The sequence below is a fragment of the Gallintestinimicrobium propionicum genome (genome assembly GCF_025567525.1).
In the GTDB taxonomy this organism is placed as follows: Bacteria; Bacillota; Clostridia; order Lachnospirales; family Lachnospiraceae; genus Gallintestinimicrobium; species Gallintestinimicrobium propionicum.
The window spans coordinates 1-15162 of the sequence record NZ_JAOQJY010000021.1 but is presented as its reverse complement, the minus strand read 5'-3'; the positions used below and the strand labels follow the sequence as shown (position 1 = coordinate 15162).

12 protein-coding genes are annotated in these 15162 nt (G+C 46.2%); 10 read left to right on the top strand and 2 right to left on the bottom strand.

Annotated elements, in window-relative coordinates:
* Positions 1-79: 79 nt before the first annotated feature.
* The 4 genes from OCV62_RS14050 (at position 80) to OCV62_RS14035 (ending at position 3712) form a co-directional block, all read left to right on the top strand.
* Positions 80-1921, top strand: coding sequence for a glycoside hydrolase family 127 protein (locus OCV62_RS14050; protein WP_262587407.1), 1842 nt, complete (start codon positions 80-82; stop codon positions 1919-1921).
* Positions 1922-2022: 101 nt separating this feature from the next.
* Positions 2023-2160 carry a hypothetical protein gene (locus tag OCV62_RS14045; protein WP_262587405.1) on the top strand — a complete coding sequence of 46 codons (138 nt, stop codon included), beginning with the start codon at positions 2023-2025 and terminating at the stop codon, positions 2158-2160.
* A 125-nt stretch (positions 2161-2285) separates the two neighbouring features.
* Positions 2286-2723 (top strand): DUF4869 domain-containing protein, encoded by a 438-nt coding sequence (locus OCV62_RS14040; RefSeq protein ID WP_021915292.1) that lies wholly within the window; start codon positions 2286-2288, stop codon positions 2721-2723.
* Positions 2724-2737: 14 nt separating this feature from the next.
* Complete coding sequence (locus OCV62_RS14035; protein WP_117962031.1) at positions 2738-3712, top strand: translation initiation factor 2; 975 nt, start codon at positions 2738-2740, stop codon at positions 3710-3712.
* 156 nt (positions 3713-3868) lie between these two features.
* Here the strand turns inward: OCV62_RS14035 and OCV62_RS14030 are convergent, their stop codons facing one another.
* Both OCV62_RS14030 and OCV62_RS14025 read right to left on the bottom strand, forming a co-directional pair.
* Positions 3869-5653 carry an ABC transporter ATP-binding protein gene (locus OCV62_RS14030; RefSeq protein ID WP_262587399.1) on the bottom strand — a complete coding sequence of 595 codons (1785 nt, stop codon included), beginning with the start codon at positions 5651-5653 and terminating at the stop codon, positions 3869-3871.
* A gap of 6 nt (positions 5654-5659) precedes the next feature.
* Positions 5660-7435, bottom strand: coding sequence for an ABC transporter ATP-binding protein (locus tag OCV62_RS14025; protein WP_262587396.1), 1776 nt, complete (start codon positions 7433-7435; stop codon positions 5660-5662).
* Positions 7436-7654: 219 nt separating this feature from the next.
* On the opposite strand from OCV62_RS14025, the gene OCV62_RS14020 reads away from it, so the two are divergent.
* From OCV62_RS14020 to OCV62_RS13995, 6 genes are all read left to right on the top strand, one after another.
* Positions 7655-8509, top strand: a complete 855-nt coding sequence (locus OCV62_RS14020; RefSeq protein WP_262587395.1) for an AraC family transcriptional regulator — start codon at positions 7655-7657, stop codon at positions 8507-8509.
* A gap of 116 nt (positions 8510-8625) precedes the next feature.
* Positions 8626-9321 carry a trimeric intracellular cation channel family protein gene (locus tag OCV62_RS14015; protein ID WP_118496385.1) on the top strand — a complete coding sequence of 232 codons (696 nt, stop codon included), beginning with the start codon at positions 8626-8628 and terminating at the stop codon, positions 9319-9321.
* Between the two features lie 103 nt (positions 9322-9424).
* Positions 9425-13216 (top strand): phosphoribosylformylglycinamidine synthase, encoded by a 3792-nt coding sequence (locus OCV62_RS14010; RefSeq protein ID WP_262587392.1) that lies wholly within the window; start codon positions 9425-9427, stop codon positions 13214-13216.
* Between the two features lie 111 nt (positions 13217-13327).
* Positions 13328-13516 carry a hypothetical protein gene (locus OCV62_RS14005; protein WP_262587389.1) on the top strand — a complete coding sequence of 63 codons (189 nt, stop codon included), beginning with the start codon at positions 13328-13330 and terminating at the stop codon, positions 13514-13516.
* 55 nt (positions 13517-13571) lie between these two features.
* Positions 13572-14246 (top strand): IS607 family transposase, encoded by a 675-nt coding sequence (locus OCV62_RS14000; RefSeq protein ID WP_262587461.1) that lies wholly within the window; start codon positions 13572-13574, stop codon positions 14244-14246.
* Positions 14158-15162, top strand: a 1005-nt coding sequence (locus tag OCV62_RS13995) for an RNA-guided endonuclease InsQ/TnpB family protein (protein WP_262587388.1), incomplete at its 3' end; no start/stop codon positions are given. The genes OCV62_RS14000 and OCV62_RS13995, both read left to right, overlap by 89 nt.

Sequence of the window (15162 nt, the reverse complement as noted above, 5' to 3'; positions counted from 1 at the left end):
CGCTAGTTAGGGGTAGAATTCTACTGACAGTATAGCATAACGGAGGAAAAAGAAAAGAATACAAAGGGAGGAAAAGAAAATGAGAGGTGCAAAATATCGTGCGCTTACTGCGCAGCAGATCAAACCGGAGGGCTGGCTTTTGCGGCAGCTGGAAATTCAGGCGGAGGGGCTGAGCGGACATCTGGATCTGGTATGGCCGGATATACGGGAGAGTAAATGGATCGGCGGAGATAAGGAAGGCTGGGAGCGCGTACCGTACTGGCTGGACGGTTTTATCCCGCTGGCATATCTGCTGAACGATGAAGATCTGAAAAAGCGTGCAAAAAGATATATCGATGCGATTCTGGCAGCCCAGAAGGAAGACGGTTGGATCTGCCCCTGTGCGTTGGAAGAGCGCGACCGCTACGACCTCTGGGCGGCATTTTTGATCTGTAAGGTTCTGGTGCTGTACCAGGACTGCAGTGGGGATGAAAGGATTGAGGAAGCGGTATACCGCACGTTAAAGCAGCTTCTTCCTCATATTGCAAGAAATACGCTGTTTAACTGGTCGGCAGCACGCTGGTATGAATGTCTGATCCCGATTTTGTGGATGTATGAGCGCAGACCGGAGCCCTGGCTTTTGCAGCTGATGGAGCTGCTGGATGCAGATGGTATCGATTACGAAAAGCTTTATACCTATTTTGATTTCCAAAAGCCTGCTTCGAAGAAATACTGGACGCAGACAAACCATGTGGTAAATACCGCCATGGCATTTAAGTGCCGTGCACTGATGTCCTGTCTGACAGAGGAAGATCCGGATGAGTTCGCTCTTTCCATGTATCAAAAGGTGATGAAATACAACAGTATGGCGACCGGACATTTTACCGGTGACGAGTGCCTGTCCGGTGATGCGCCGATCCAGGGCAGCGAGTGCTGCAGCGTTGCAGAGATGATGTATTCCTGTGAAACCCTGCTTTCCATTGGAGGAAATCCCTTCTGGGGTGATTTACTGGAGCGAGAGGCATTCAATTCCATGCCTGCAACGACGACGCCGGATATGTGGGCGCATCAGTACCTTCAGATGACAAACCAGATTTCGGCAGCGCGAATTCCGGATGCAGAGAATCCGTATAATTCCAATAATAACGAAGCGAACATGTTCGGGCTGGAGCCTCACTTTGGCTGCTGTACCGCAAACTTTAATCAGGCATGGCCGAAATTTGCAATTTCCGCAGTGATGAAAAATGAACGCGGTCCGGTTGTACAGAGCCTTGTGCCCTGCTGTGCACAGGCGGAAACACCCAACGGAACTGTTCAGGTACATATTGTTTCTAAGTACCCGTTCCGTGACAATGCAGTGATTGAACTGAGCTCGGACAAGCCTGCCGAAACCTGTCTGCAGATCCGTATTCCCGGCTTTGCAAAGAAAGCGACAGTCAACGGAATAGAAGCATGTCCCGGAACTTATTTCGAGCAGAACATTCTGGTTGACGGCGTAACATGCGTTACGGTGGAGCTGACCTTTGAAGCTATTTTACAGGACCGCCCTTACGATGCAAAGGTGCTGGTTCGGGGACCGCTCCTGTTCTCCCTGCCGGTAAAGGCAAAGGTGAACCGTATCGAATATGTGCGGGACGGCGTAGAGCGCAGGTTCCCGTACTGCGATTATGAGATGTTCCCGGATTCTGAGTGGAATTATGGCTTTTACAGCGAAGCGTTTGAAGTGATGTTTGAGCCTGTCACAGACACTCCGTTTTCTGTTGAGAACCCGCCCATCAGGATCAAAGCGAAGATGGTTCCGGTTCCGTGGGAAGAAAAAGGCGGCATTTGCGCTATTTCCCCGATAGAAAGAAAAGCGCTTGGGGAGGCAAAAGACGTGCTGCTGCAGCCCTACGGATGCACGAACCTGCGCATGACGGAAATGCCGTATATCAAACAATAGAATGCACGCTCTGCGAGCATTCTATTGTCATGAATAAAAAGAAAGAGAACAGACCGCCCCTTCTGCAGTAATGGGAAAATTGCTGCGGGAGGGGCGAGTTCATGTTGCGTGATCTTATGAAAGAAGATTTGATCAAAGGGCCGCTGGATATTTTTTCTGGAGATATTGCGGCAATTATACTTTATGGTTCAGTTGCCAGAAATTCCGTTTTCTCTTTGTCGAGATTAATAGAAACATGAGATGTATTGAAATCCTCCAGTATTTTGAGGTATCATATTTAAATAAAAGGCAATATTTTAAAATTTTACATCAAAGGCTCTACGGGATATCAAAAATCTAGTATGGTAAAAAGAGAGGACAAGAAATGCTGAACATTTTTTATGGAGATATGAAAGAAGCTGTTTACAATACGGCAGGTTATTTTAAATATGATTATGAAGATGAATGGATTGTAGATCCTTTTGTAAAGGAAATGATTCTAGACGTGGACAAATCGACCGTAATGGACAGCGGGGTAATAGACAGTCCCGTTTCTGGAAAGATACCGCCGGTTGGATTATCGGGTGGGGTAAAGACTTTGATTCTTGTTAAATTCGAAAAAGATAAGGTGTTCAATGCGTCTACCTGCGGCGACAACTGCGCAAAGTGGCTGTTAGAAATAGCAAAAGAGGAGGATCGAACGATTAATCTGCGTCATTTGATGAATTTTGGAAAGAAACCATTCAAGATTCGTATTTTAAATACAGATCAGATCGTTCATTCGATGGAAGAGCTGGTACCGATAGCAGGAGAATTTGTATAACGGAGAGTTAGGGTATGAAGGGAAAGCATAGGATTGTCGTTTCAACGAAGCGACAGAAATATGAATTTGAATTACGGCGTAATTTGACGATACTTCGTGGAGACAGTGCGACTGGGAAAACGACATTGATTGAGATGATACAGGATCATGAAAATGATCCGTTAGGAAGCCCGGTAGAGTTGATCAGTGATAAAAAGTGTTATGTGCTGGAGGGCGCTTTATGGAAAGAACAATTGGCTGGAATCACTGACAGTATTGTTTTTATCGATGAAGGAAATACCTTTGTAAAAGCAGAAGAATTTGCAGGTGTCATTCAAAATACGGATAATTATTATGTTATTGTGTCGAGAGAGTCTCTTCCGGCGTTGCCCTATAGTGTGGAAGAAATTTATGGAATCCGGACTTCTGGAAAATATGGAACACTGAAGCAGATCTATCACGAGTTTTACAGAATATATAACTTAGATGAAACGAAAGGTGAGATAGAGCCGGAGGCTGTTGTTACAGAAGACAGTAATTCGGGATATCAGTTTTTTGACGCAGTGTGCAGAGAAAACGGTTTGACGTGTGAAACCCTGAATGGGAAATCCAATATTTTCCGTTATTTGAAAGTGCATAAGAATGAAAAGATTCTTGTCATTGCAGATGGTGCTGCGTTTGGTTCTGAAATGGATCGGGTTATGCGATTGATGGAGAGCAGAAAAAATATCGTATTATACTTGCCGGAATCATTCGAATGGTTGATTTTATCAGCAGGAGTATTAAAAAATGCTGCGATGGAGAAGATTTTGAAGAATCCATCTGAATATGTGGAAAGCAGGAACTATTTTAGCTGGGAGCGTTTTTTTACAGCGCTTTTGATAGAAGAAACAAAAGGAACTTATTTGGCTTATTTCAAACGAAACCTGAACCCGGTATATTTAAATGAGAGCATAAAAACAGCAATTTTATCCCAAATGAAAAAGATAAAGATAGATAGAAAAAAATAATGTTTCCCCCAAAAACATCCCCAGCGTTACCGCGATTATCATATAAACCGCGACGCGCTGGGGGATATTTTTCCAATAACAGGTATTCAAGCATTTAGCCGTCTTGCGCAGGCACAGACACCTGCAATGTCGAATTTAGCGACCAGCACTCTTCACTCACATCAGCGATGCATACTGGGACATATAGAGCTTGTAATATTCTCCTTTTTGGGCCATCAGCTCATCATGTGTGCCTTTTTCCAGAATCGTTCCCTTATCCACATACATGATGCAGGAAGCATTTTTAATCGTGGAAAGACGATGTGCGATGATGAAAGAGGTACGTCCCTTCAGCAGTTCATTTAAGCCCTTCTGCAGGATGATCTCTGTTTCGGTATCGATACTGGAGGTTGCCTCATCCAGGATCAGGATCTTCGGGTCAGCCAGAAGTGCGCGGGCAAAGGAGATCAGCTGGCGCTGTCCGGCGGACAGACGACTTCCCCGTTCATTTACCTGTGTCTGATAACCGTTTTCCATTTCCATGATGAAGTCATGGGCGCAGACCGTTTTTGCAGCCCGGATGACCTCTTCATCTGTAGCGCTGAAGTTGCCGTAGCGGATGTTATCCATGATTGTGCCGGAGAAAATGAAACTGTCCTGCATCATGACACCCATCTGTTTGCGGAGAGAACGGATGGTAACGCCTGCGATATCGACGCCATCGATTAAAATCCGCCCGGAATCTACGTTATAGAAGCGGCTCAACAGATTCACCAGGGTTGTTTTGCCGGCACCGGTGGGGCCTACCACTGCAAACGACTGCCCCTGGTTTGCGTGGAAGGAAACATCCTTTAAGATCGGAACGCCAGGCTCATAGCTGAAGGTAACGTGGTCGAAGGCAACATCTCCGTGGATCGGAGGCATTTCAACTGCATCCTCCCGGTCTTTGACCACAACCGGCTCGTCGATAGTTTCAAAAATACGCTCCAGATAGGAGATCGCGGTCAGCAGAGAGTTGTAAAAGCCAGCCAGCGTGTTGATCGGTGCCCAGAAACGTCCGATATAAGCAGTAAAAGCGACCAGCACACCGACGGTAATGCCGGTTTCGCCGTTGATCATCCAGCTGACACCGAGCACATAGATCGCTGCAGTTGTAATTATTGAAATGATATCGATGCTGGGACCCATCGTAAAGTTGAACATAACGGCGCGCATCCAGGATTTCCGGTAGCTGCCGCTTAAGTTGTTGAAAATACCGCTGTTCACGTCTTCCCGGACGAAGGATTGGGTAACACGGATCCCGTTGATACTTTCAGCAATGTACGCGTTTAAGTTGGACTGCTTATTGCTTTGAACCTGCCATGCAGTACGCTGTTTTTTCTTGATGACAACGATAACGATCGCGAGGACCGGAAGACCGCAGAGACATACAAGCGTCAGCCGGACATTTAAGATCAGCATGAAAACGATGATAAACACCAGGTTGCACAGGTCGGTGATGGTATTTAAGATACCGTTGGAAAGCAGGTCGCTGATGCTGTTGACATAGTTTACAACACGTACCTGAATTTTACCGTGGGGGCGGTCATCATAGTAGGAGAACGGAAGCTCCTGCAGATGCTCAAAGATATCATAGCGCATGTCGTGAATGATCTGCTGTCCGATCTGGTTAGTGTATTTGATCTTGTAGCGAAGGCTGAAGGCACTGTAAAATGCGGCAAGCAGTGTCAAAAAGCTGTAAAATGCGATTCCCTTCATGTCCTTGTTCGGGATGCAGACGTCCATGACCTTCTGAAAAAATTGCGGAATCAGCATGGTAAAAGCGGAAGCGGAGAGCATCATGAAGCCGACACTGACAAACCGTTTCCGGTAAGGAATCAGATAAGCGAGCAGACGTTTTAACTGATTGAGGTCAAATTTATCTTCCAGGACTTCGTCCACATCATATTTATTTCGTGCCATGAGTTCTCACTTCCTTTCGTTGGCTGTAACCTGACGGTATTCTTCCTGTTCTTCTCTGGAAGGAAGCTCACCGTATTGATGATGGAACGCGCTTGCATAGTAGCCGTCATTTGCAAGCAGCTCCTGATGCGTTCCGTGTTCGATAATCCGCCCGTTATCCATAACCAGGATCTGATCAGCGTCTTTAATGGAAGAAATACGGTAGGCGATGACGAAGATCGTGCACTGGCCGTTTAATTTGCCGAGCTGCTGCTGGATATAGCTTTCTGTTTCCATATCAACTGCGGAAGTAGTATCGTCCAGAATCAGGATGGACGGTTTCTTTAACAGGGCGCGCGCAAGGGAAATACGCTGCTTCTGACCGCCGGAGAGTCCGACACCGCGCTCGCCGACGATGGTATTATAGCCTTCGGGCATAGCCTTGATGAAATGGTTGGCATCTGCCATGACAGCAGCTTCGTGAATTTCCTCAAATGTACAGTTCGGACGACCGTATGCAATATTCCCTTCAATTGTATCAGAAAAAAGAAAGATATCCTGCATTGCCATGCCGATGTTGTCACGCAGATCGTAAAGGTTCCAGTCCTTGACGTTTACGCCATCTACCAGAACCTCGCCGGAGGTCGCGTCGACAAAACGGCACAGCAGGTTCATGATGGTGGATTTGCCGGCACCGGTGGAACCGAGAATGCCGACTGTCTGTCCTTTTTTCACAGAAAAGCTGATATCCTTTACGATATCCTCATCATCTGCCGTATAGGAAACATCTTTAAATTCAACATTTCCTTCCATATGTTTGCGGGAAACCGGCACAGGAGGCATTTTTACAAGAGGCTCTTCCACATAGGTTGTATAAATTTTTTCTACGGAGGTGATAAAACGGTGGGTATCATTGACCCACCAGCCTGCCATACGCAGCGGAGCGTTTAACATCCACAGATAGCCGTTGACGGTTACGAGGTTACCGATTGTCATTTCTCCGGTAATTACCATCCAGCCGCCGTAGAGCATCAGGACAACGTTTAAGACATATGCCAGAACTTCGAAGATTGGAAGGTATTTCATCCAGACCTTTGAGGAGTTCAACTGTGCGTCCATGTAGGCATCGTTTTCCTTATTAAATTTTTCAATTTCAAAGTCTTCCTTGGCAAAGGCTTTTACGACACGGTTGCCGCTGACATTTTCCTGAACGAAGGCATTCAGGGAAGAAAAGCAGTCGCGGATGCGCTGGAATGTCGGTCGAACCTCTTTGGACTGTTTTGCTGTGGTGATGGCTGTAAAGGGCAGAACGATCAGCATGCAGAGCGCCAGCTTCACATTTACCGTAAAGATCATGAAGAGCGCAAAGCAGAACAGCAGGATATTTTCGTAAACCTGATAGATAATGTAAGCAACGAAGTGGCGGATTGCTTCCATGTCGCCGGTTTGACGGCTCATCAGATCGCCTGTTTTTTTCTTGCTGTAAAAGGCGAAGTCCTCTGTCAGAAGGCGGCGGTAAACAACGTCCCGCATGTCGTAGAGCACGCCCTGCGAGCATACTTCGAAAATAACCTGATAAAAGAAACGCAGGGCACCGCGGACCAGCGTAACTAAAAGCAGGATGAGAACAAGCTTCCAAAGCAGGTCATACTGACCGCCCTGAATGACATCATCTACGATCATGCCGGAAACGTAAGGGTTTACGATGGCGAGAACGGAAATGAAAGTCGTCAGGATCAGGCCGCCCAGAAGCTTGAAGCGGTACTTTCTGAGAAATCCCCAGAACCATTTCATTGGTGTCATATTTCCTTTTTTCCTCCCTTAAAAAAGTATCCATGGGCTTTGATAAAAAAAGTGTATCGCAAAATATTTTATTTGGAATGTACAATCTTGCAGGTTTCATGTAAAATGTTGTTGAATGGTAACTGTGAGGAAACTGAACAGTTACGTTAAATGTTTTTGTGGGATGTTGCAGGAAAATAAAAGATAAATTTCAGGCATCCGGGAAGGAAGCTGGTGGATATGGAACGGGAAAACACGGTATTTCAGGATGAGTTAAATCCGACTTTCTTGTTTATGTGGAAGGGAACACGTGTGGAGGATGAGCCGAACTATCATTGCCATGAGCATCTGGAGCTGTGTTATATCCAATCCGGGACAGGAAAGCACAGAATCGGCGATACTATATATGAAGTAAAAGAGGGTGACCTGCTGGTCATCAATGAAGGAGTCTATCATCAAAGCCTGGCGGGAGAGCATAAAACGCCGGTTGCGGAATTTTACGTGGGGCTGACAGATTTAAATCTGGCGGGGCTTGGGCGCAACCACTTTCCACTACCGGGGAATTGCCCGGTATTTCGTACGGAGGGAGAGCTGCAGCGTAAGCTTTCCAAGCTCTGTATGGCAATGGAGGCAGAGCAGGAGCTTTGCCGGATCGGGCGCTATTATATGATGAAGACGTATGCCATGCAAATGCTTCTTTTGCTGCTGCGGGAAGAAGAAGAGACCGGTAAGCCGCAGAAGGCAGGTGGATGCTCCTTTGAATCCGCGAACCGGAAATATCTCGTGGAGAAGATCACGGATTACTTTGAGGATCATTATGCAGAGAAAATCTCTCTTGACCGGATCGCCGGCAATATGTATCTGAGCACCTTTTATGTGTCCAGGATTTTCAAGGCGGAAACCGGAAACACACCGATTCATTATCTGATTGATATTCGTCTGACCAAGGCCTATAACCTGCTGACACAGAATCTGGAAATGAGCATTCAGGAAATCGCGGCGCAGGTCGGCTATGAGGATGCCTATCATTTCAGCAAGCTGTTCAAGAAAAAATATGGGGTGGCTCCGTCTGCAGTGCGGCGCAGGATACTATAAAGCAGCAGAATACGCCCATTCGGCTGAATACGGCCTGCCATAATTCATGACAATAGAATGCTCACAGAGCGTGCATTCTATTGTATTAACAAAAAAGGAACTGGGGACAGGAGATCATGGAAAATCCGATTATTTTTACGGCGGAGATCATCGGGACGATCGCTTTTGCATCGTCCGGGGCAATGCTGGGTATCCGCAAAAATCTGGATCTGTTCGGGGTACTGGTGCTGGGACTGTGTGTTGCAGTCGGAGGCGGCATTGTCCGGGATATTATCCTGGGGCGGACGCCGCCGGGAGCATTCCGGGATCCGGTTTATGCGCTGGTGGCGCTGGGAACTTCCACTCTTTTATTTTTACTTGTCTATGGAAAGCAGGAGATCATGACGAGCCGTTATCTGACGATTTATGAGCAGGTTATGAATTACTGTGATGCGGTTGGACTTGGGATTTTTACTGTCCTCGGCGTATATACCGCACACGGCGAGGGCTATGACGGGATCTTCTTTTTAGTATTTTTGGGCATGATGACAGGTATCGGAGGCGGTCTGATCCGGGATATTTTAGCGGATACGATGCCGTTTATCCTGTATAAGCATATCTATGCGATGGCGGCTTTTGCGGGAGCACTGGTGTGTGTGCTTTTGATCCATATCCATCTGTATCTGGCGCTGGCAGCAGGAACTGCGGTGGTGATTGTGATCCGGGTGCTTGCGACACATTACTGTTGGGATCTGCCGCGGCCGCTGCATGAAAAAGATGCACACACGAAAACAAAAAATCTGTCCGAAAATAGTAATGCCGACGATACTTGAGCAGAATCGACACTTTTGCTACCATGAAAAGAAATTTTGTGATAGAATTGGTAAGACTGAGCTGGAAACGTAAAATGCCGCCTGTGCGGCAAAAGGAGGACAAATGGAAAACGTAAGACGGATCTATGTGGAAAAGAAGACCGGTTACGCGGTTAAGGCACAGGAACTGAAGGAGGATCTGATCGGTTATCTGAATATGTCAGGGATCGAAGATGTCCGGATGTTCATTCGTTATGATGTGGAAAATATCAGTGATGAGGTTTTTGAACAGGCATGCCGTACTGTTTTTTCCGAGCCGCCCGTGGATATTCTGTATCGCGAGACGATCGAAATCCCTGCAAACGGACGCGTATTCAGCGTTGAATATCTGCCGGGACAGTTTGACCAGCGTGCAGATTCTGCCGTACAGTGCGTTCAGTTTTTAAAAGCGGAGGAGCAGCCGATTATCCGTACCGCAGTTACTTATTTGATTACAGGAGATCTGACAGACGAAGAATTTGACAAGATCAAGGCTTACTGCATTAACCCGGTGGATTCCAGAGAGACCGGTATGGAAAAGCCAAAGACGCTCGTAACCGAGTTTGCAGAGCCTGCAGATGTCAGGATTTTAGACGGCTTTACTACGCTGGATGCAGACGGATTAAAGCAGCTGTACGATTCTCTTGGTCTTGCGATGACCCTGCAGGATTTCAAGCATATCCAGAAGTATTTTGCAGGCGAGGAAAAGAGAGATCCTTCCATGACGGAGATTCGTGTGCTGGATACCTACTGGTCCGACCACTGCCGTCATACGACGTTTTCCACTGAACTGAAAAATGTCGCATTCGGAGATGGTTTTTACCGGGAACCGATGGAAAAAACCTACCAGAGTTATCTGGATGCGCGTGCAGAGATCTTTAAAGACCGTCCGGATAAGTTTGTCTGCCTGATGGATCTTGCACTGATGGCGATGCGTAAGCTTAAAAAAGAGGGCAAGCTGGAGGATATGGAGCAGTCCGATGAAATCAACGCCTGTTCCGTTATTGTTCCCGTTGAAATGGACTACGGCGATGGTCCTGTCACCGAGGAATGGCTCGTATTTTTCAAAAATGAAACCCACAACCACCCGACCGAAATCGAACCCTTCGGCGGTGCGGCAACCTGTCTGGGCGGCGCAATCCGCGACCCGCTTTCCGGCAGAGGTTATGTATATCAGGCAATGCGCGTGACCGGTGCAGCGGATCCTACCGTTCCGGTTGCGGACACCTTAAAGGGAAAGCTTTCCCAGAAAAAGCTGGTGCGCGGCGCAGCATCCGGTTACTCTTCCTACGGCAACCAGATCGGCCTGGCGACCGGTTATGTAAAAGAAATTTATCATCCCGATTATGTTGCAAAGCGTATGGAGATCGGCGCGGTTATGGGTGCGGCTCCGAGACGCAACGTCATCCGTGAAAACTCCGATCCGGACGATATCATCATCCTGCTGGGCGGACGTACCGGACGCGATGGCTGCGGCGGCGCAACCGGTTCCTCCAAGGTGCATACGGAAAAGAGTATCGAAACCTGCGGTGCTGAGGTGCAGAAGGGTAACGCCCCGACCGAAAGAAAGATTCAGAGACTGTTCCGCAGAGAAGAAGTTTCCCGTCTGATTAAAAAGTGTAACGACTTCGGCGCAGGCGGCGTTTCTGTTGCCATCGGCGAGCTGGCAGATGGTCTGACCGTTGATCTGGATAAGGTTCCCAAGAAGTATGCCGGTCTGGATGGCACAGAGCTTGCAATCTCCGAATCTCAGGAGAGAATGGCAGTCGTTGTTTCTCCGAAAGACGTTGATACCTTCTTAGGCTATGCGGCAGAAGAGAACCTGGAGGCAGTTCCGGTTGCGGTTGTAACCAAAGAACCCCGTCTGGTTTTAAACTGGCGCGGCAAGAGCATTGTAAACCTGTCCAGAGCATTTCTGGATACCAACGGAGCACACCAGGAAACCGATGTTTTTGTAGATGTTCCGTCGAAAGAAGATAACTATTTTGAGCAGTATGCAGTTCCTGCTGTAAAGGAAGCCGTAAAAGCCGGCGATCTGAAAAAGGCATGGAAAGCACTGCTGTCGGATTTAAATGTCTGCTCCCAGAAGGGTCTTGTGGAAATGTTCGACTCCTCCATCGGCGCAGGCAGCGTGCTGATGCCTTACGGCGGTAAGTATCAGCTGACCGAGACCCAGGCGATGGTTGCCAAGCTTCCGGTCCTGAAAGGAAAGACCGATACGGTAACGATGATGGCATACGGCTTTGATCCGTATCTGTCCTCCTGGAGCCCTTACCACGGCGCAATTTACGCGGTTGTGGAATCCATGGCAAGAATCGTAGCGGCAGGCGGCGATTTCTCCGGAATCCGCTTTACCTTCCAGGAATATTTCCGCCGCATGACCCAGGATCCCGAACGTTGGAGCCAGCCTTTTGCGGCGCTGCTGGGCGCTTATGACGCGCAGATGGGATTCGGACTTCCGTCCATCGGCGGTAAGGATTCCATGTCCGGAACCTTTAACGATATTGACGTACCTCCGACCCTGGTTTCTTTCGCTGTGGATGTTGCAAAGGAAAAAGATGTTATCAGCCCGGAATTAAAACAGGCTGGAAACCGTCTGGTTCGTTTCTCCATTCAGAAGGATGCTTACGATCTGCCGGATTATGAGCAGGTAATGGCACTGTATGCAAAGATTACCGAGCTGATGGGCAAGGGCGTGATCGTTTCCGCATATGCACTGGACAGCTATGGTGTGGCAGCAGCCCTGTCCCGCATGGCATTCGGTAACGGACTTGGCGTTGCAATTGAGGAAACGGTTTCTGCAGAGGAGCTGTTTACAAACGGCCTTGGCGATCTGGTGGCAGAAGTTCCGGCAGACCGTCTGGCGGATATGGATGTTGCTTATACGCTGCTCGGCACGGTAACGGCAGAGCCGGTATTTACCTATGGAAACATGACCCTTTCCGAAAAAGAGGCGCTGGATGCGTGGAAGAAGCCTCTGGAAAAGGTATTCCCTACAAAGGCAGTCAAGGACACGGACGCAGTAGAAACCGGCCTGTATGAGACGAATCACATTTATGTATGCAAGAATAAAGTAGCGAAGCCTACCGTATTCATCCCGGTATTCCCCGGAACGAACTGTGAATACGACAGCACAAAAGCATTTGAACGCGCAGGTGCACAGGTTGTAACCCATGTATTCAGAAACCTGAGCGCAGAGGACATCCGTTCTTCCGTCGATGCGTTTGCAAAAGAGATCAGCCAGGCTCAGATCATCATGTTCCCCGGCGGCTTCTCCGCAGGCGACGAGCCGGATGGCTCCGCAAAGTTCTTTGCAACTGCATTCCAGAACGAGAAGATCAAAGAAGAGGTTATGAAGCTTCTGAAGGAAAGAGATGGCTTATGTCTTGGTATCTGTAATGGATTCCAGGCGTTAATTAAGCTCGGTCTGGTTCCTTACGGCGAAATCGTCGGACAGAAGGACGATTCTCCGACCCTGACCTTTAATACGATCAACCGTCACATTTCCAAGATGGTATACACCAAGGTGGTTTCCAACAAGTCTCCCTGGCTGCAGGGCGCTGAGCTTGGAAAAGTATATGTCAATCCGGCATCCCACGGTGAGGGACGTTTCGTAGCTCCGAAGGAGTGGATTGACAAGCTGTTTGCAAACGGACAGGTAGCAACCCAGTATTCCGATCCGGAAGGAAGAATTTCCATGGATGAAGAATGGAATATCAATGGCTCCTACAGCGCGATCGAAGGCATCACCTCTCCGGATGGACGTATCCTGGGCAAAATGGCGCACTCCGAGCGCCGCGACAGAAGCGTTGCACAGAATATCTACGGCGAACAGGATCTGAAGATCTTCGAGTCCGGTGTGGCATACTTTAAGTAAAAGGCTGTAAACAATAATTCCGAAGACCTCACAGAAGGGAGAAATCTCTTCTGTGGGGTCTTCGTGGTTATGGGGTAGTACCTTTTAAGGTAGTACGAAGATAGGACTATTATGGAACAATGCGATTTGGATACGGAAGAATCCTCCGTTTTGGAGCATAAAGAATATGCGGAAAGCATCGGAGCGTCGAGAAATACGGTCAAAATTCGAAAAAAGTCTACCGTATATGGCGTGGAATTTGTTATACTGGGAATGGAAGGACAGGAGGAAACTTTAAGTAATCAAAATCATTCTCAATAGTGATTAAATGTGTTAAAATATACTCGAGGAGGGCATTGTTATGAACACATCTAATATCACTAATTACAAACCAAAAGATTTTGCTGAATTATTGGGTGTCTCTGTCAAAACGTTACAACGCTGGGATAGAGAGGGGATTCTGAAAGCAAATCGAACTCCAACTGATAGGCGTTATTATACTTATGACCAATATCTTCAGTTTAAGGACATAAATACTGAAAACGATAATCGTCAGATTGTTATTTATGCCAGAGTATCTACAAGAAACCAAAAAGATGATTTACAAAATCAAGTAACTTTTTTACGTCAGTTTTGCAATGCTAAAGGTATCATTGTAGATCAATGTATTGAAGATTATGGAAGTGGGCTTAACTACAATCGTAAAAAGTGGAATCAATTATTAGATGAAGTAATGGAACAAAAAATCAAAACTATTATAGTTACACATAAAGATAGATTTGTCAGATTTGGCTATGATTGGTTTGAAAAATTCTGTATGAAGTTTAATACAACCATAGTGGTAGTGAATAATGAAGAATTATCACCGCAGGAAGAACTTGTACAGGATATTGTATCCATACTTCACGTTTTTTCTTGTAGATTGTACGGCCTTCGTAAGTATAAAAAACAAATAGAAGGGGATGCGGAAATTGCTAAAGAGCTTCAAAACGGAAATCAATCCGACCGTCGAGCAAAAAATCAAGATCAACAAGACTATCGGCATTTGTAGATACGTCTACAACTTCTATCTCGGTCACAACAAAGCTTTATACGATAAGGGTGAAAAGTTTATGACCGGCAAGAGTTTTAGCGTATGGCTCAATAATGAGTACATTCCTAATAATCCTGATAAAATATGGATCAAAGAAGCATATTCAAAAGCTGTAAAAAAATCTATTGAAGATGGATGTACTGCATTTACAAGATTTTTTAAACACCAAAGTGCTTTTCCTAATTTCAAAAGGAAAGGTAAGTCTGATGTAAAAATGTATTTCGTAAAGAACAATCCTAAAGATTGTAGATGTGAGAGACATAGATTAAACATACCAACTTTAGGTTGGGTACGCATGAAAGAAAAAGGCTATATACCAACAACTAAAGACGGATGGAAAATCAAAAGCGGTACAGTATCCATCAAAGCAGGTAGATATTATGTGTCAGTTCTTGTAGAAATTCCCGACGCTAAGATTGCTAATAATAGCAATGACGGTATAGGAATTGACCTAGGTTTGAAAGACTTGGCGATTGTTTCTAATGGTAAAACTTATAAAAATATCAATAAGTCAGCAAGAGTTAAGAAATTGGAAAAGAAATTGCGCAGAGAACAAAGATGCCTCTCACGCAAGTATGAAAATTTAAAGAAAGGGGAGTCCACTCAAAAGAATATACAAAAGCAAAAGCTCAAAGTGCAAAGACTTCATCATAAAATAGATAATATCCGTACTGATTATATCAATAAATCAATAGCCGAGATAGTGAAAACCAAGCCATCTTATATAACGATTGAAGATTTGAATGTATCGGGAATGATGAAGAACAGACATCTATCAAAAGCCGTTGCATCACAAAAGTTCTATGAATTTAGAACTAAGCTTAAAGCGAAGTGTGATGAAAATGGTATTGAATTAAGAGTCGTAGACAGATGG